The 17283-nt window shown below is 68.3% G+C and carries 18 protein-coding genes; 14 read left to right on the forward strand and 4 right to left on the reverse strand.

What is annotated here, in order from left to right:
* The 4 genes from DDQ50_RS12000 to DDQ50_RS12015 are packed head-to-tail and all read left to right on the forward strand — an operon-like array spanning position 1 to position 4385.
* Positions 1 to 798, forward strand: coding sequence for a sugar phosphate isomerase/epimerase family protein (locus DDQ50_RS12000; RefSeq protein ID WP_116756943.1), 798 nt, complete (start codon positions 1 to 3; stop codon positions 796 to 798).
* 22 nt (positions 799 to 820) lie between these two features.
* Positions 821 to 1528, forward strand: coding sequence for a ThuA domain-containing protein (locus tag DDQ50_RS12005; RefSeq protein WP_276308396.1), 708 nt, complete (start codon positions 821 to 823; stop codon positions 1526 to 1528).
* Positions 1525 to 3357 (forward strand): glycoside hydrolase family 2 protein, encoded by a 1833-nt coding sequence (locus tag DDQ50_RS12010; RefSeq protein WP_240614354.1) that lies wholly within the window; start codon positions 1525 to 1527, stop codon positions 3355 to 3357. Before DDQ50_RS12005 ends, DDQ50_RS12010 begins: the two co-directional genes overlap by 4 nt.
* A gap of 11 nt (positions 3358 to 3368) precedes the next feature.
* Positions 3369 to 4385 (forward strand): glycoside hydrolase family 43 protein, encoded by a 1017-nt coding sequence (locus DDQ50_RS12015; RefSeq protein WP_165829798.1) that lies wholly within the window; start codon positions 3369 to 3371, stop codon positions 4383 to 4385.
* A gap of 31 nt (positions 4386 to 4416) precedes the next feature.
* Here DDQ50_RS12015 and serB read toward each other — a convergent pair whose 3' ends face one another.
* Positions 4417 to 5079, reverse strand: coding sequence for a phosphoserine phosphatase SerB (gene serB / locus DDQ50_RS12020; RefSeq protein ID WP_116756945.1), 663 nt, complete (start codon positions 5077 to 5079; stop codon positions 4417 to 4419).
* A complete protein-coding gene (locus DDQ50_RS12025; protein ID WP_116756946.1) occupies positions 5076 to 6317 on the reverse strand; it encodes a glucose-1-phosphate adenylyltransferase in 1242 nt (413 codons plus the stop codon). The genes serB and DDQ50_RS12025 overlap by 4 nt, the downstream gene beginning before the upstream one ends.
* 58 nt (positions 6318 to 6375) lie before the next feature.
* Here DDQ50_RS12025 and glgA point away from each other — a divergent pair, with 58 nt between their 5' ends.
* The 8 genes from glgA to DDQ50_RS12065 all read left to right on the forward strand — a co-directional run bounded on the left by glgA (position 6376) and on the right by DDQ50_RS12065 (position 13505).
* On the forward strand, positions 6376 to 7581 hold the full coding sequence (glgA, locus tag DDQ50_RS12030; RefSeq protein WP_116756947.1) for a glycogen synthase: 1206 nt from the start codon (positions 6376 to 6378) through the stop codon (positions 7579 to 7581).
* A gap of 10 nt (positions 7582 to 7591) precedes the next feature.
* Entirely contained in the window at positions 7592 to 8377 is a 786-nt protein-coding gene (locus tag DDQ50_RS12035) for an ABC transporter ATP-binding protein (RefSeq protein ID WP_116756948.1), read from the forward strand.
* Between the two features lie 165 nt (positions 8378 to 8542).
* Entirely contained in the window at positions 8543 to 9544 is a 1002-nt protein-coding gene (locus DDQ50_RS12040; protein WP_116756949.1) for an ABC transporter substrate-binding protein, read from the forward strand.
* A gap of 69 nt (positions 9545 to 9613) precedes the next feature.
* Positions 9614 to 10372: a 5-formyltetrahydrofolate cyclo-ligase gene (locus DDQ50_RS12045; protein ID WP_116756950.1), complete on the forward strand. Its 759-nt coding sequence runs from the start codon at positions 9614 to 9616 to the stop codon at positions 10370 to 10372.
* Positions 10369 to 11166, forward strand: a complete 798-nt coding sequence (locus DDQ50_RS12050; protein ID WP_116756951.1) for an ABC transporter ATP-binding protein — start codon at positions 10369 to 10371, stop codon at positions 11164 to 11166. Before DDQ50_RS12045 ends, DDQ50_RS12050 begins: the two co-directional genes overlap by 4 nt.
* Positions 11166 to 12758, forward strand: coding sequence for an ABC transporter permease (locus DDQ50_RS12055; RefSeq protein ID WP_165829799.1), 1593 nt, complete (start codon positions 11166 to 11168; stop codon positions 12756 to 12758). The genes DDQ50_RS12050 and DDQ50_RS12055 overlap by 1 nt, the downstream gene beginning before the upstream one ends.
* Before the next feature lie 163 nt (positions 12759 to 12921).
* The gene (locus tag DDQ50_RS12060) at positions 12922 to 13173 is read left to right on the forward strand and encodes a type B 50S ribosomal protein L31 (RefSeq protein WP_116756953.1); all 252 of its coding nucleotides are present in this window, start codon (positions 12922 to 12924) and stop codon (positions 13171 to 13173) included.
* A 71-nt stretch (positions 13174 to 13244) separates the two neighbouring features.
* Positions 13245 to 13505, forward strand: coding sequence for a hypothetical protein (locus tag DDQ50_RS12065; protein WP_116756954.1), 261 nt, complete (start codon positions 13245 to 13247; stop codon positions 13503 to 13505).
* A gap of 126 nt (positions 13506 to 13631) precedes the next feature.
* On the opposite strand, the gene DDQ50_RS12070 is transcribed toward DDQ50_RS12065, so the two are convergent.
* Positions 13632 to 14408 (reverse strand): 5-formyltetrahydrofolate cyclo-ligase, encoded by a 777-nt coding sequence (locus DDQ50_RS12070; protein ID WP_116756955.1) that lies wholly within the window; start codon positions 14406 to 14408, stop codon positions 13632 to 13634.
* A 188-nt stretch (positions 14409 to 14596) separates the two neighbouring features.
* Between DDQ50_RS12070 and DDQ50_RS12075 the strand changes: the two genes are divergently transcribed.
* Together DDQ50_RS12075 and DDQ50_RS12080 are read left to right on the forward strand one after the other, a co-directional pair.
* Positions 14597 to 15565: a 5-formyltetrahydrofolate cyclo-ligase gene (locus DDQ50_RS12075; RefSeq protein WP_165829800.1), complete on the forward strand. Its 969-nt coding sequence runs from the start codon at positions 14597 to 14599 to the stop codon at positions 15563 to 15565.
* Positions 15566 to 15591: 26 nt separating this feature from the next.
* Positions 15592 to 16212, forward strand: coding sequence for a GyrI-like domain-containing protein (locus tag DDQ50_RS12080; protein WP_116756957.1), 621 nt, complete (start codon positions 15592 to 15594; stop codon positions 16210 to 16212).
* 249 nt (positions 16213 to 16461) lie between these two features.
* Here DDQ50_RS12080 and DDQ50_RS12085 read toward each other — a convergent pair whose 3' ends face one another.
* Positions 16462 to 17187, reverse strand: coding sequence for a 3'-5' exonuclease (locus DDQ50_RS12085; protein WP_116757431.1), 726 nt, complete (start codon positions 17185 to 17187; stop codon positions 16462 to 16464).
* Between the last annotated feature and the right edge of the window lie 96 nt (positions 17188 to 17283).

Genomic DNA, 17283 nt, shown 5'->3' on the forward strand with positions numbered 1-17283 from the left:
ATGGCGATCCGTCTCGCCGCACAGGAGTCGACCTGCGAGGGCGACACCCTCGAGGAGAAGTTCGCGTTCGCCCGGTCGGTCGGGTTCGACGGCATCGAGCTGTCGGGACGCGGTGACGGGGTCTTCCTGTCCCGCGTCGACGAGCTCCATGCCGCCTGTGCCGCCGGGGTCGAGATGCCGAGCGCCGTCGCCCACGTCGACACGTTCATCGGCGACTTCGACCCCGAGGTGCGCCGTGCCGCCATCGACGAGCTGAAGGACCTGCTCGGCGTCGTCGCCGCAGCCGGGGGCAACGGTTTCGTTACCCCGCACGCCTTCGGTCTGTTCTCCCGTCATCTGCCGCCGTTCCAGCCGCCGCGCAGCGACGAGGAATCGCGGCGCCAGCTTCTCGAAGCTCTCGACGAGGTCGCCGCCCATGCCGCAGGTCTCGGGGTGGTCGTCTACCTGGAGCCGCTCAACCGGTTCGAGGACTTCGTCGTCAACACGCTCGCCGACGCGAGCTTCTACATCGACGAGATCGCCTCGCCCGGGCTCGCGCTCGTGGCGGACACCTGGCACATGTCCATCGAGGAGTCGGACATCGGCGCCGCGATCCGTGCTGCCGGCGACCGCATCCAGCACGTCCAGCTCGGCGACAGCAACCGGCTCGAACCGGGCGCGGGGCACTACGACTGGGACGAGACCCTCGACGCGCTCGACGACATCGGCTACGACGGCTGGCTGGCGATGGAATGCGGACTCAGCGGACCCGCGCGCGACGTGCTGCCGCGGGTGGCCCGCCTCCTCCGGCGCGAGTGAGACGACGGTGTTGAGGATCACGGTGTGGAACGAAGGCGTCCACGACACGCATCCCGAGATGCTCGAGCGCTACCCCGACGGCATGCACGGAGCCATCGCGGCAGGTCTCGCCGAGCACCTGCCCGATGCCGAGATCAGGACCGCGACCCTCGCGGATGCCGAGCAGGGACTGCCCGACTCGCTGCTGGAGTCGACCGACGTCCTGCTCTGGTGGGGGCACGTCGCCCACGACCAGGTCGACGACGCGCTCGTCGAACGGGTGAAGCAGAGGGTGCTCGCCGGAATGGGACTCCTGGTGCTGCATTCCGGGCACTTCTCGAAGATCTTCATCTCGCTGATGGGGACGACCTGCTCGCTCGTCTGGCGCAACGCCGGCGAGCGGGAGGTCGTCTGGACGGTCGCCCCGGGGCACCCGATCGCGGAGGGAGTGCCCCAGCCGATCGTGATCGAGCAGCAGGAGATGTACGGCGAGCACTTCGACATCCCGACGCCCGACGAGCTCGTGTTCATCAGCTCCTTCGCGGGCGGCGAGGTGTTCCGCTCCGGCGTCACCTACCGTCGCGGCCGAGGGCGGGTGTTCTACTTCAGCCCCGGTGACGAGGCGTACCCGGTCTACCACCACCCCGACGTGCGCCGCGTACTCGCGAACGCCGCCCGGTGGGCGATGCCACCCGCCGTCCAGTCCCTGCCCGGCGTCACCAACCCGGAGTCGGGCTGGTACCTGCCATGACAGTGATCGACGCCGAGGGTGCGGTCCACCCGCGCCCTCAGCTGACACGTGGCCGGCACGCACTGCTCGACGGCGCCTGCGGTTTCGCCTTCGACGCCGACGACGCGGGGATCCGCGAGCGGTGGATGGACGACGCCGAACGGTTCGACCGCACCATACGTCTGCCGTTCAGTCCCGAGTCCGCCGCCTCGGGCATCGCCGACACCGGGTTCCACCCGATCGTCTGGTACCGCATCGAGGTGACCCGCGAGCAGCTCGTCGCGGCGGGTTGGCCGACCCAGGGAGAGCGTCTCTTCGTCAACTTCGGCGCCGTCGACCGGATCGCGGACGTCTGGTTCGACGGACAGAGGGTCTGCCATCACGAGGGAGGCCACACCGCATTCGCGTTCGACGTGACCGACGTGATCGACCCCGACGCCGCGATCCATGTCCTCGTGGTTCGCGCCCAGGACGACCCGTTCGATCTCGAAGCGGCGCGCGGCAAGCAGGACTGGCAGGAGTCGCCGCACTCGATCTGGTACCACCGCTCCACCGGCATCGTGCGCAGCGTCTGGCTCGAGGCCGTCCCCGCCCTTCATGCCGTAGCGGTGCACTGGAGCGCGCGCCCGCAGCAGCACACCGTCGGGCTGGACCTCGAACTCAGCCGACGCGCGGCACCCGGCACGACCGTCAGCGCGACCGTGTCTCTCGGCGGCGTCGTCCTCGGTGGCGCGATCGCCGAGGCGACCGGTGACCACGTTCTGCTCGAGCTCTCACTGCCCGCCCTCCGCAACGGGCAGGCGCTCGAGGACTTCGTCTGGTCTCCCGAGACCCCGGTGCTGATCGACGCCGAGATCGTCGTCGAAGAGGGAGGGCACGGGGACGCGAGCGGCAGCCCGGCGACGGGGGTCGACCGGATCGGGTCCTATTTCGGCATCCGCTCCGTCGCCGTCGACGGTCGACGGCTGCTGCTCAACGATCGGCCCTTCACCGTGCGGGCCGTTCTCGAACAGGGCTACTGGCCCGACTCGCACTTCACCGCCCCCTCGGAGCAGGCGCTCCGCGAAGAGGTCGAGCTGATCAAGCGGCTCGGCTTCAACTCAGTCCGCATCCACCAGAAGATCGAGGACCCCCGCTTCCTGTACTGGTGCGACCGTCTCGGACTCTGCGTGTGGAGCGAGGCCCCCGCGGCCTACGAGTACACGCCGCGCGCCGTCGAGCGGTTCACCGCCGAGTGGACCCGGTCCGTTCGGGCGGCCGCATCGCATCCATCGGTCATGGTCTGGGTGCCGGTCAACGAGTCGTGGGGTCTGCAGCAGATCTCGCACGACCCGCGCCAGCGTGCGTTCTCGCGCGCTCTCGCCGACCTCACCCGTGCTCTCGACGACAGCCGTCCGGTGGTCTCGAACGACGGATGGGAGCACACCGATTCGGATCTCGCCACCGTGCACGACTACGAGTCGTCGGCCGACGTTCTGCGCGAGAGGTACCGCGACCACGACGCGGTCGACACCCTGCTGTCGGGCATCGGGCCGGCAGGCCGGCGGATGGGGACCGGATTGGTGGGCAAGCCCGCGATCCTGTCCGAGTTCGGCGGCATCCGATACGACGTCACCGGAGCCGACGGCACCTGGGGGTACTCGACCGTCACGACAGCGACGGAGTTCGACCACTGCCTCCGGGCGGTCTTCGACGCCGTCACCGGGGCCTCCGGGCTCGACGGGTTCTGCTACACCCAGCTCACCGACACCGAGCAGGAGACCAACGGGCTCTGCGACCCCGCACGGACGCCGAAGATCCCCGAGGCGCACATCCGCGCGATGGTGCTCGGGCACCCGTTGCCGGCCTGAGGGGACCGGGAGTGGCCGAGCGACGAGGGCGGCGCGCACTGGCGCTGAGCGGTGCGGCCGCCCTCGCCCTGTGCCTCCTGTCGGCGTGCACCGGCACGACGACGGACGGGTCGGCCGTGGACATCGATCTGCCGGAGCCGTTCCTCATCGACGCTGACTTCCCCGATCCCGACCTGCTCGAGGTCGACGGCGGGTACGTCGCCTACGCCACCCAGTCGGAGGACTCGAACGTCCAGGTGGCGGTATCCGACGACCTCGAGTCGTGGGCCCTGCTCGAGACGGATGCGTTCCCGGACCTGCCGGAATGGGTCATCCCCGGGGACACGTGGGCGCCGGAGGTGAGCGCGTGGGGGGACGGCTACCTGCTGTTCCACACGAGCACCGACCTCTACACCGGGCGTCAGTGCATCGGTCTGGCCGCCTCGGCATCACCCGTCGGGCCCTTCGTCGAAAGCAACGACCGGGCGCTCGTCTGTCCCGAGGACGGCGCGATCGACGCGAGCCTGTTCATCGATCCCAGCGGCTCGCCCTACCTGCTGTGGAAAGTCGACGGGAACTGCTGCGGCGGGAACGGCAGCATCTGGATCTCGCCCGTCGATCCCGGCGCCCTTGACTCGGCGGTCGCCGGCGTCGCCGCTGCGTCCATCCTGGTGGGCGAGCCGATCCGGCTCCTCGACACCGACGAGCTCTGGGAGGGCGACGTGGTCGAGGCTCCGACTCTGATCAGCCGACCCGACGGGCGCTACGTGCTCTTCTACTCGGGCGGCGCCTACGACGGCCTCGAGTACGCGATCGGGTGGGCGTCCTCGGATTCGGCGACCGGGCCGTTTGTCAAGTCGAGGGAGCCGCTCCTGACGACGGAGAGCTCGGACTTCGCCTTCATCGGACCCGGCGGTCAGGACGTCATCGGCGACACGATGGTGTTCCATTCATGGGATCCGGATCATGCCTATCGGGGCATGCATACCGCTCCGCTCGAATGGACCGACGACGTCCCGAGCGTCGTGCTGCCCCGCCGACCCGACTGATGCCGCCGCGCTGACGCCGAGCGGCTGCGCGTCAGCCGCGCAAGCCCAGGAGGGGCAGGATCTGGCTGAGGTCGCGCACATCGACCGCGACATCGGCGGCGGTGCGCACGGGAGCCTTCGCATCGAAGGCGATCGAGAGTCCGGCGATCCGCATCATCTCGAGGTCGTTGGCGCCGTCGCCGACCGCAACCGCGTGCGCGAGGTCGACACCGGATGCGGCCGCCCACTCGCGCAGAGCCTCGGCTTTGCCCGCGGCGTCGATGACCGGACCGATCACCTCACCGGTGAGGACCCCATCGCGGACGCCGAGCCGGTTGGCCCGGTGGAAGTCGAGCCCGAGGTCGGCGGCGAGAGGATCGAGCACCTCGTGGAACCCGCCCGAGACGACCCCCACCCGGCCACCCGCAGCGTGCACGCCCTCGATGAGGGGAACCGCACCCGTCGTCAAGCGCACTCGGGCGCGGACGTCGTCGATCGAGGACGCGTCGAGACCGCGCAGGGTGATGACCCGCTCGCGGAGACTCGTCGCGAAGTCGATCTCGCCATTCATCGCACTCGCGGTGATCGCCGCAACGGAGTCGCGGCTGCCGGCGAGGTCGGCGAAAAGTTCGATGACCTCGTCCTCGATGAGGGTCGAGTCGACATCGAGCACGACGAGAGGCGCGGGGAGCGAGGGCGCGAGCCCCCGCGTCACGCCGATACGCGTTCTCCCTTGCCGACGACGGTGATGCCGGTATCGGTCACGGTGAACCCGCGAGACCTGTCGAGCTCGTGATCGATACCGACGCGCGCACCCTCCTCCACGACCACGTTCTTGTCGAGTATCGCCCGCGAGACCACGGCGTTCGGATAGACGCGAGTGCGATCGAATAGGACCGAATCGGTCACGACGGCGCCCGATTCGATGGTCGACCACGCGCCGAGTACGCTTCGCTCGATGCGGGCGCCCGAGATCAGGGATCCGAGCGACACGATCGAGTCGACCATCGTCCCGTTGTTGCCGAGCGCGTCGCGCACGAACTTGGCGGGCGGCGAGTTCAGCTGCTGCGTGAAGATCGGCCACGACCGGTTGTAGAGGTTGAAGACCGGGAGTGCGGCGATGAGGTCCTGGTGGGCCTCGAAGAAGGACTCGATCGTCCCCACGTCGCGCCAGTAGAAGCGATCGCGGTCGCTCGCGCCGGGGACCTCGTTGCGGTTGAGGTCGTAGACGCCGGCGTCTCCCGAGGCCACGAAGGCCGGGATGATGTCGCCGCCCATGTCGTGATTCGACGACGGCAGGTCGCCGTCACGTCGGACCGCGTCGATCAGGGCCTCGGTCGTGAAGACGTAGTTGCCCATCGAGGCCAGGACCTCGCCGGGGGAGTCGGGCAGACCCTTCGCGTTCTTCGGCTTCTCGAGGAACTCGGCGATGACCTCGGGGTTGTCGTCGTCGACCTGGATCACACCGAACTGGTCGGCGAGAGCCATCGGCTGGCGGATGGCCGCGACGGTGACACCGAGGCCCGACTTGATGTGGGCGTCGATCATCTGACTGAAGTCCATGCGGTACACGTGGTCGGCACCGACCACGACGACGATGTCGGGCTTCTCATCGTTGATCAGGTTGAGGCTCTGCAGGATCGCGTCGGCCGAACCCGTGTACCAGCGCTTGCCGAGACGCTGCTGCGCCGGCACCGAGGCGACGTACGAGTTGAGCAGACCCGACAGACGCCACGTCTCGGCGACGTGACGGTCGAGGCTGTGCGACTTGTACTGGGTCAGTACGACGATCTGCGTCATCCCCGAATTGATCAGGTTCGACAGAGCGAAATCGATGAGGCGGTACGTGCCGCCGAATGGGACTGCGGGTTTCGCCCGATCGGCCGTCAATGGCATGAGGCGTTTACCCTCGCCACCAGCCAATACGATGCCGAAGATCTTCTTCGATGCCATGGGCTGAGTGTATGCCTTCGCGCCTGCGAGTACCCACTCGCTGAGATAGCGTTGGCACGTGCGAGTTGATCTTCTGACGAGGGAATATCCACCTGAGGTGTACGGCGGAGCGGGGGTGCATGTCGCCGAACTGGTCAAGGCCCTCCGTCTCGACCTCGAAGTCCAGGTGCGTTGCTTCGGCCTTCCGCGCGATGAGCCCGACACCCACTCCTACCTCGTGCCGCAGCAGCTCGCGGGAGCGAACCCGAGTCTCGCGACGCTCGGCGTCGACCTGCAGATCGCTCAGGACACCGCCGGCGCCGACATCGTGCACTCGCACACCTGGTACGCCAACGCGGCCGGCCGGATCGGCTCCCTCCTGCACGGCATGCCCCACGTCGTGACCGCGCACAGCCTCGAGCCGCTGCGTCCCTGGAAGGCCGAGCAGCTCGGAGGCGGGTACCGCGTATCCAGCTGGATCGAGCGCGAGGCGTTCGAGAACGCCGACGCCGTCATCGCGGTGAGCGACGGCATGCGCCGCGACATCCTCCGCTCCTACCCGAACCTCGACGAGTCGCGCGTGACGACCGTCTACAACGGCATCGATCTGGAGGCGTGGCATCCGGTTGTCGACCCCGACCTGGTCCGGTCCCTCGGCATCGACCCCGACCGCCCCTCCGTGGTCTTCGTCGGTCGGATCACCCGGCAGAAGGGCCTCCCGTACCTCCTCCGTGCAGTCCGTGCGCTGCCGGGCGATGTGCAGGTCGTGCTCTGCGCCGGAGCGCCTGACACGCCCGAGATCATGGCCGAGGTCACCGACGCGGTCCGCGTCCTCCAGAGCGAGCGCACCGGCGTCGTCTGGATCGACCGTCTGCTTCCCCGCAACGAGCTGAGTGCGATCCTCACCTCGGCGACCGTCTTCGTCTGCCCCTCCGTCTACGAGCCGCTCGGCATCGTCAACCTCGAGGCCATGGCCTGCGGTGCCGCGGTCGTCGGCACCGCGACCGGCGGCATCCCCGAGGTCGTCGACGACGGCGTCACCGGGAGACTCGTGCCCATCGAGCAGCTCGACGACGGCACCGGCACTCCCATCGACCCCGACAGGTTCATCGCGGATCTGGCCGCCACGCTCATCGAGGTCGTAAGCGATCCCGAGCGCGCCCGCCGGTACGGCGAGGCCGGTCGTCGCCGCGCGGAGGAGAAGTTCAGTTGGACGCAGGTCGCGGCCGACACCCGACGCGTGTACGAATCGGTGCTCAGCGGCGGCTCACTGGCGCGTGGATAGGCTTCTGAACATGAGCACGGTCCTCGAACTGTCCGACGTCACCATCACCCGCCAGGGCACGACCATCCTCGACTCCGTCTCGTGGACCGTCGACAGCTCCGAACGGTGGGTGATCCTCGGACCCAACGGCGCAGGCAAGACCACCATGCTGCAGGTGGCCGCCGCGCTCATCCACCCCTCGCTCGGTACCGCCACCGTTCTCGACCAGCGCCTCGGCTCGACCGACGTGTTCGAGTTGCGGCCCCGCATCGGTTTCGCGTCGACGGCGATGGCCCGCCGTGTGCCGGCGAGCGAGCTCGTCATCGATGTCGTCCTCACCGCCGCCTACTCCGTCACCGGACGCTGGAACGAGCAGTACGAAGAACTGGATGTCCGCCGCGCGAGCCGAGTGCTGTCGGAGTGGAAGCTCGGACACCTCGAACAGCGCCGCTTCGGCGACCTGAGCGACGGCGAGCAGAAGCGCGTCCAGATCGCGCGAGCCGTGATGACCGATCCCGAGCTGCTCCTGCTCGACGAGCCCGCCGCGAGTCTCGACCTCGGTGCCCGCGAAGAGCTTCTGCAGCTGCTCGGCGGATACGCGAGCTCGCCCTACGCGCCCGGCATCATCATGGTCACCCACCACGTCGAGGAGATCCCCCCGGGGTTCACCCACGCACTGCTGCTCTCGAACGGCAGGATCACAGCTGCCGGGCCGATCGAGGAGGTCATCACCTCGGACGTCCTGTCCGAGGCGTTCAGTCTCCCGCTGACGGTCGACCACGTCGACGGCCGCTTCTCCGCTCGCGCCACCGCCTGACCTCCGCTCTCCTACTCGACCACCAGGTCGGGAGGGGCGTACACATTCCGACTAAACATCTAGACGTTTAGTTGTTTACACGAAGGAAACAACTCCGATACGGGGTGGACACGACAGCTTCGTACTGTCGTGCTCACGCAGCTTCCCCCCTTCGATCGGAGTGTCATGTCACCCCTCTTCCCCCGACCCGCACGTCGCGCCGCCGTCGCGTTGATCGTCGTCGGCACCATCGGGTCCCTCGCCGCATGCTCCTCGTCCTCCGATGATGCGGCGGCGGAGACCGACGGTCTCACCCCCCTGACTCTGCAGTCGTCCTGGATCAACGACGCCGAGTTCATGGGCTACTACATCGCCCAGGACAACGGTCTCTACGAGGACGAGGGCATCGACCTCACCTACCTGCCGGGCGGGCCCAGCGTGATCCCCGAGAGCTCGCTCCTCGCCGGCGACGCCGACATCGCCATCACCAGCCCCGACACCACGATCAGCGCGATCGCCGACCAGGACGCCCCGTTCGTGATCATCGCCGCCCAGTACCAGCAGAACCCGCTGGGAGTCGTGAGCCTGGCGTCGTCGGGCATCGACGGACCCGAGGACCTCGTTGGAAAGACGGTCGCCGTCCCCGATGTGAACCGGCTCGCGTTCGACGCGATGCTCACCATCAACGACATCGACCCGTCGTCGGTCACGGTTGTGCCCTACTCGTACGACCCCACGCCGCTCGTCAAGGGGGAGGTCGACGCATCCCTCGACTTCGTGACGAACGTGCCGTTCACGATCAGCGAGATGGGGGAGACGGCGAGCTCGTTCACGCTCTACGACGCCGGCTACAAGATCCCGAACGACACGATCGTGGTCACGAAGGATGCACTCGAGAACAACCGCGAGGCCATCGCCGCATTCCTCAAGGCCACCGTCGCCGGCTGGGAGGAGAACTTCGTCGACACCGACGCGTACCCGACCAAGTTCGAGAACTCCTGGTTCGAGGGCACCGGCCGGTCGATCGACAACGAGCTGTTCTTCAACAAGGCCCAGCAGCCGCTGATCGAGTCGGCCGACGGCATGTTCGCCATGACGGACGACACCATCCAGGACACGATCGACTCCCTCGCCCTCGTCGGCATCACCGCGACCCCGGACATGTTCGACACGTCGTTCTTTGAGTGATCGACGGCGGTGCCGGCCCGCTCGGGTCGGCACCGCCTCCATCCTTCCGGACACCACGAGGAGACACCCATGACGCTCGACCCCGCACAGCTGTACCGAGACAGGATCTGGTCGGTCCTCGACCGGGTCGGCCGCCCCGACTCCCGATTCCACTGGGACTTCTCGTCGTTCATCGCCGACTTCGAGGGAAGCGACCGGGCGACCGGTCGCGTCGTCGCGCTCGACGCCTGGCGTGAGGCGGACCGGGTCTTCATCACACCCGACAACTCGACGGAGCTGCTCCGCCGAGAGGCGATCGCCGCGGGTAAAACGCTGCTCGTCACCACCTACGGCATCCGGCGTGGATTCCTGCAGCTCGACCCGGGCGTCGTTCCACCCGCCGAGATCAGCTACGCGGCGACGCTCGACGGTCTGGATCGCTACGCGACGCCGGTCACGCTGCGCGAACTGCGCGGGGGAGCGCCCCTCCGCCTGCTCGTCACCGGCGGTTCGGCGGTGAGCCGCAACGGCATCCGCTTCGGCAAGGGGCACGGGTACTTCGACCTCGAATGGGCGATGCTGTCCGAGATCGGGCTGACCGACGGTGCATCCGAGGTCGTCGACATCGTGCACGACGAGCAGTACGTCGACGAGGAGCTCACCGGTGAGGACCACGACGTCGCCGTCGACTGGATCGTCACCCCCGAACGCGCGATGAAGGTCGAGAACCTCGACCGGGCTCCCGGCCACGTCTTCTGGGACAAGATCCCCGGCACCGAGCACGAGAACCTCCCGCCGATCATCGAGCTCCGCGCCGAGCGCGACGCGACGGCGGCGGTCCGCCAGTGACCGGGATCGCGCTCGACGCGGTCACGCGGCGCTACGAGACGGCCGGCGGCGGAGTGCTCGCGCTCGACGGCATCGACCTGGAGCTGCCCGAGTTCTCCTTCACCGCTCTCATCGGCGCCTCGGGGTGCGGCAAGTCGACGCTGCTCCGTCTGCTCGGCGATCTCGACGCCCCGACGAGTGGAACGGTGACGGTCGACGGCGAGTCACCGTCGCGACTGCGCAAGCAGGGGCGCATCGGCGTCGCGTTCCAGGACCCGTCGCTGCTGCCGTGGCGATCCGTGCGACGCAACATCGCCCTCACCCTCGAGGCCTCGGGACGCAGGGTCGACTGGGCGCGGGTCGACGAACTGATCTCCCTCGTCGGACTGCAGGGCTTCGAGAGGTCGAAGCCGGCACAGCTCTCGGGCGGCATGCGTCAGCGCGTGTCCATCGCACGTGCGCTCGTGCTCGAACCCGAGCTGCTGCTCCTCGACGAGCCGTTCGGGGCCCTCGACGAACTGCTCCGCGCGTCGATGAATCTCGAACTGCAGCGGATCTGGCTCGAGCGCCCGTCCACGACGGTGATGGTCACGCACTCGATCTCCGAGGCCGTGTTCCTCGCCGACCGGATCGTCGTGATGGGATCCCGGCCGGGACGGGTGCACGAAGTCGTCGAGGTGCCGTTCGCTCGCCCCCGCGACTCGGCGCTTCTCAGCTCTCCCGAGTTCCACGAGCTGTGCGACGTCGTGTCCTCCACGCTGTCCGCTGCCATCACGGCGAGCGGGGCTCGTGACGCGGCGGCACTCGACTCATGATGACGACCGCGGCTCCGCGAACGATGCCCGGCCTGTCCCGCACCGCGCGGCACCGCATCCGCGTCGCGGCGATCACCCTCGTGGTGCTCGCCGCCTGGGAGGTCCTCGGACGATTCGGTCTCGTCGCGGGCGGTGCACTTCCCGCCCCGTCGGCGATCCTCGAGGCCTGGTGGGCCGACTGGGAGGAGTACCCCCGTCACATCCTCGCGACGGTCGGCACGGCCGCCGCCGGCTTCGCGATCGGCAACGGGGTGGCGATCGTCATCGCCATCGCCACCCAGCTCGTCCCCGCGATCGACCGGCTCATCCGCCCCCTCGTCGTGGTGCTGTTCTGCCTGCCCGTGGTCGTGGCCGCGCCCATCCTGGGCATCGCCTTCGACGACCCCTGGCCGAAGATCGCGCTCGCGGTGCTGCTCGTGTTCTTCCCCACCCTCATCGCGACCCAGGTCGGATTGCGCGGGGCGCCCGGGGACGCGGTCTCCGTCGTCCGCTCCGCGGGCGGCGGGGCGTTGCGGGCGCTGTTCCTCGTGCGACTGCGCGCCGCCGTGCCCGAGATCCTCTCGGGTCTCCAGATCTCGGCCCCGGCAGCCGTGCTCGGCGCGATCCTCGGCGAGTTCATCGGCGGACGCTGGGGTCTCGGCATCTACCTCGTCGGATCCATCAGCAGCGGGAACCCGGCGATCATCTGGGCCATCGGCCTGACGGCGACGGCGCTCTCCGCGATCCTCTACGGCGTGCTCGGCCTGGTCCGGCTCTGGTACGGCAGTACCGAGAAGCTGCTCACGCTCGACCTGCCGAGCACACGGCGGGTGGCGGGCTCGGCGTTACGGAAGGCCCTCGAACGCGTGGGCTGGCTCATCGCCGGCCTGGCCGTCCTGATCGGCGCCTGGTATGCGTTCATCGCGTCGACGGGATTGCCGGTCACGCTCATGAACTCGCCCACCGAGGTGTTCAACACCCTCGTCACAAGTGATCGCGCACCCGAGCTCCGCGCCGAGCTGGGGGAGGCCTTCCTGTCCAGCCTGAGCCCTGCCGTGATCGGAAGCGCGGCGGGCATCCTGTTCGCGTTCGTTCTCGCGACCCTGTTCGCGACGTTCCCGTCGATCGGCGCCTCCGCGATGCCGTTCGCGTTCATCAGCCAGACCGTGCCGCTCGTCGCGCTCGCCCCGCTCATCGCGCTGGCGTTCGGACGCGGACCCGCGACGGTCGTCGCGGTCACGGTCTCGGTCACCTTCTTCCCGAGCCTGGTCACGATCATGCAGGGGCTCGCCGGGGCTCCGTCCGGACCGCTCGATGTGCTGCGATCGGTGAACGCCGGTCGGTTCGCCGTGCTCAGCAAGGTGGTCGTCCCGAACGCGGTGCCCCATCTGCTCGCCTCGGTGCGGCTCGCGGTACCGCGTGCCCTGACGGGCGTCCTGATCGCGGAGCAGCTCATCACGGGCACCGGTCTCGGCGGGCTGCTCTCGCAGGCCCGCGGGTATCTCGACTACCGGCTGATGTGGGCCATCGCGGTCGTCGTGGCCGTGTTCTCGCTCATCGTCTACGGTCTCGCTCAGCTCGCCGAGGACGGGGTTCTGAAGCGACGACGCTGAATCAGCGACACCGTTCGCCGAGGCCCGTCATCGCTGGCGACCTCGGCGGTCTCCTGCTATCCTTGTCTGTCGGCCCTCTCGGGCCCCCAGGCCTTCCGCATTCTGCGGGACGGCGGGCTCACCGCCCGCCCCGCCACCTTCCGCTTTCGATCAAGGGTTCATCATGAAGTCCGGCATTCACCCCGATTACGCCACCGTCGTCTTCCGCGACCTCGCCTCGGGTGAGAGCTTCCTCACCCGGTCGACCGTCTCCTCGGGCAAGACCATCGAGTGGGAGGACGGCAACACCTACCCGGTCATCGACGTCGAGATCTCGTCGGCCTCGCACCCGTTCTACACGGGCAAGCAGCGCATCATGGACAGCGCCGGCCGCGTCGAGAAGTTCAACCAGCGCTTCAAGAACTTCGGCAAGTAACCCGAGCCGTTCTGCATTCGAAGGCCCCGTCGGACGACGGGGCCTTCGCTGTATCCGGAATGGAGGCCCCGGTGAACGACATCGTCTTCCTGGCCGTGTGGACCCTGATGGCAGTGGGGTTCACGATCCTCGGCGCATTCTTCCTCCGACACCTGGATGCGGTCACCGATCGGTTCCGGCGGCTGGGGACCGGCATGTTCGGAGACGGGATCGCCGATCGGATGTACAGGCGGGGCAACCTTCGCCTTGGAGCCATCGCGTTCGTGATCGTAGGCCCGATCTTCGTCGTCATCGGCATCGTCAGCCTGATCGGTGAGGTCTCCGCGCTGTAAACCGTCGAATCTCCCGCGCCGTCTCACCCTCCACGACGACACGCATCGGGGAGATCGCGGCCCGCACGGGCGAGAATCGACCGCAAACGCGACCTCTGGGCCGCGATCCCCTCGATTCGGGCGGGGTCAGAGGCCCATGGCCTTGAGGGCGCGCACCGGCGGCATGCTCGCGAACTGGTCAGCGCGCAGGCGATCCCAATCGATGCCGATCGGCTTCGTGCGATCGTTCTTCACCTCGATGACACGCGTGGGAGTGACGATCCAGTCGACGATCGTGTCGTTCGCGGAAGCCGACAGCTCCTCGTCGACGACCTGCACGTCGTGGCAGGCGACCACTATCGGGGTGTCCTGCGACGCGACGCCGAGGGCGGAGAGGATGCCCCACTCGATGTCGAAGTAGCCGTGCCCCTTGCCGAACCGCACGCCGTCCACGTTGACCGCCCGGCAGCCGCTCACGACGAAGTCGAGCGGACCGAGTGCGCGGATGCCGTCGAGATCGATCGGGGAGGAGAGCAGGTCGGCGCCGTCGAGGGTTCCGGCGAGACGCTCGAAACCGGCGGTGACGCTTCCGGGAGCGAAGTGCCGGAAGCCGAGTCGCACCGCGATCGTCTGGATGAGGTCGCGCCCCTCGAGGATCAGCGCCGTGCGGACCCCCTCGAGGTTGTTGTCGGGGGTCGCGTAGACCGTGCCGTCTCCGGACCAGAACGGAAGGTCCGTCAGGGTGTCGACGAGAAGCTCGCTACCCGGGTAGGCGGGGATGAAGTGCTCGATCTGATCGACGAAGCGCGTGTCGGGCAGCGCAAGGGGACGGAGAGCGGCGATCACCTCGTCGCGCACGCGCCGGCGCTGTTCGGCGTGACTCTCGACGCTTCGCGGGGTCGCGGAAAGTGCGGTCTCTGTCATGGCAGCCTGGTCCTCTTCACTCGGGGTCGGGTGGGATGTCCACAGCGGCTGCCACCAACCTGCTTAGACTATCAATCCGACCGCAAACATCTAGACGTTTCGATGCGGGCGACCGAGGCGCAGAGGCCGACACGATCCACGGATCGCCGGATGATGCGTTCCTCACGTACCGTGAAGGAGTGACCGCAATGGGCTCTGCAGGAGTACCGCTGCTCGAGCGATCCGCCGAGCTGCCCCCGCTGTACCGTCAAGCGCTGCAGGCGCTCGAGACGCTGGCGATGGCCACCTCGTTCGATGACCTCAGCCCGCTCCCGCCCGAGCCGCAGCTCGCGGCACGCCTCGGCGTCTCCCGCGGCACACTCCGTCGCGCCACCGATGAGCTCGCGCGCGAAGGGCTCCTGCGCATCCAGGCCGGACGCGGCACGTTCGTCAACAAGCAGACCCAGATCCGCCGGGTGGTGCGATCGCAGCTGATCGACCATGTGAAGCCCGACTCGCGGTTCGACCTCGACATCACCCAGTTCGTGCCCGACTTCGACGGCAGTGACGAGTGCACCCGCCAGACCCTCGAGCTCGACGCCGTCCGTGATGCGACCACCATCTTCGTGGCGCCCGACAACAGCCTCATCGGTCTGCGCCGATCGCTCCTGCTCCAGGGCAAGCGACTGCTCGTGCCGACCTTCGGCGGCCGCCGGGGAATGTTCCTGATCGACGGCAGCATCGGCGACCCCGCTGCGCTCGCCGGTGCGGCCACGCTCGACGGCATGGAGGAGCACGGTCGGGTGCTCGAGCTCCGGGAGCTCCGCGAACTCGGACATGTCGACGTCATGGTCACGGGCGCTGTTGCCGTCACCTCCGGCGGCGTCCATGTCGGCGGCGGTGAAGGCTACCTCGATCTCGAGTGGGGGATCCTCCGTGAGCTCGATCTCGTCGATGACGACGTGCCGGTCATCGCGGTCGTGCACACCACCCAGTTCGTCGACATCCCGCTCGACCCCAAGGCGTCGGACTGTCTGATCGACATCGTCGTCACTCCGGCCGAGACCGTGCGGCTCGATCACGCCGCCGGCAAGCCGTCCGGCCTCGATCGCGAATGGATCCGCCACCGCCGAGCGGCCGTGTCGAGCTACTTCCAGCAGCTGAACACCGACCGCTGACCTCGGCCGATCGTCGCGGTGCCGAGATGACGAAGACGGATCTCAAGAAGCTGATCGGCAGTTACACCGCGCACGCGGGGCGGTTCGAGGTGGTCACGGTGCCGCCGATGCGGTTCCTGATGGTCGACGGCCACGGCGACCCCAACTCGTCGGCGGAATACGCGGATGCGCTTGCGACGATCTATCCGGTCGCGTACCGGCTGAAGTTCCTCAGCAGGAACGAGCTCGATCGCGACTATTCCGTGATGCCTCTCGAGGCCCTCTGGTGGTCCGACGACCTGACATCGTTCACGAGCGCTCGCGATAAGTCCCGTTGGGACTGGACCACGATGATCATGATTCCCGACTGGATCACGGATGCGCACGTCGCGACCGCGCGGCGAGGGGTCGAGCTGAAGGGCGGGGCTCCCGCGCTCGATCGGCTCCGGTTCGAGCTGTTCGACGAGGGGGCGGCGGTGCAGACCCTGCACATCGGCCCGTACGACGACGAGGGCCCGACCCTCGCTGCCCTGCACGACGACGTCATCCCGGCCCAAGGGCTTCGGATGGTGGGCAAACACCACGAGATCTACTTGAGCGACCCCCGCCGCTCAGCCCCAGAGAAACTGAGGACGATCCTCCGCCAGCCGGTGACGTCAGCCACCTGAGCCCACCCGCCCGTTGAGCTCGTCGAAACGAAGGCACGCGCGCGGACCCCGGACTGATGCGCATCGCTCCGCTCAGCGAACGCCGAGCCCCGCCCGTCGAGCGCCGCCCCGCCCGTTGAGCGCCGCGAAACGAAGGAACGCACGCGACCCGAACTCGTGCGCATCGCTCCGCTCAGCGACCGGCGCAGCCCGCCCGTTGAGCGCAGCCCGCCCGTTGAGCGGAGCGAAACGAAGGGCCTGCTCAGCGGGTCAGTATTCGAGCTGGAGCTCGCGGACCGGCCAGAGGTCCGAGGTCGTGAACTGCGGATCCTTCACGCGGCGCATGTACGCGATGAAGCTCTCCGTCTGCTCGCGGCACCACGCCACCTGCAGTGCGTGCAGTTCATCGGCGGAGAGCCACAGCTCCGCGGCATAACGGCGGGCCAGAGCCTGAGCGACCCGGCCGGCGGCGATCGCGTCGGCGCTCGAGTCGTGAGCGTCGACGAGGCTCACCCCGTAGCAGTCGGCCGCAGCCGTGAGGGTGCGCTTGCCGCGTCGGTACTTGTCCACCGCCTTGTCGACGACGAGCGGATCGATCACGAGCAGCGAATCGTCGAGGGCCCGATGCCCGTGACGCACCGCCTCGTGCATGAGCAGGGTCAGGTCGTAAGGGGCGTTGTAGATGACGACGGGGATACGCCGATCGCTCAGATCGCGCAGCGCGTCGAGGATCTCGCCCACCACGTCGGGTGCGGGGCGCCCTTCGGCCCGCGCACGCTCAGTGCTGATGCCGTGGACAGCGGCGGCACCCTCGGGGATCTCGACCCCGGGATCGGCGAGCCAATCACGACGCTCCACCGGAACACCATCGGAACCTAGGACGCCGACATGGGCGCTCACGATCCGAGACGTGGCGGGATCGATCCCGGTCGTCTCGAGGTCGAACACCCCGAGCATCGCGGCCCAGGGCGGGATCTCGCCGGCGGTGAAGACCATGGGGGAGTCGGCCTCGACCGCGGCGGCCACCTCGGCCACCGCATCGGGACGGAACGACGACCCGGGAAGGGTGATCGGTTCGGTGCGCAGCGACTC

The organism is Amnibacterium flavum, assembly GCF_003097495.1.
In the GTDB taxonomy this organism is placed as follows: Bacteria; Actinomycetota; Actinomycetes; order Actinomycetales; family Microbacteriaceae; genus Naasia; species Naasia flava.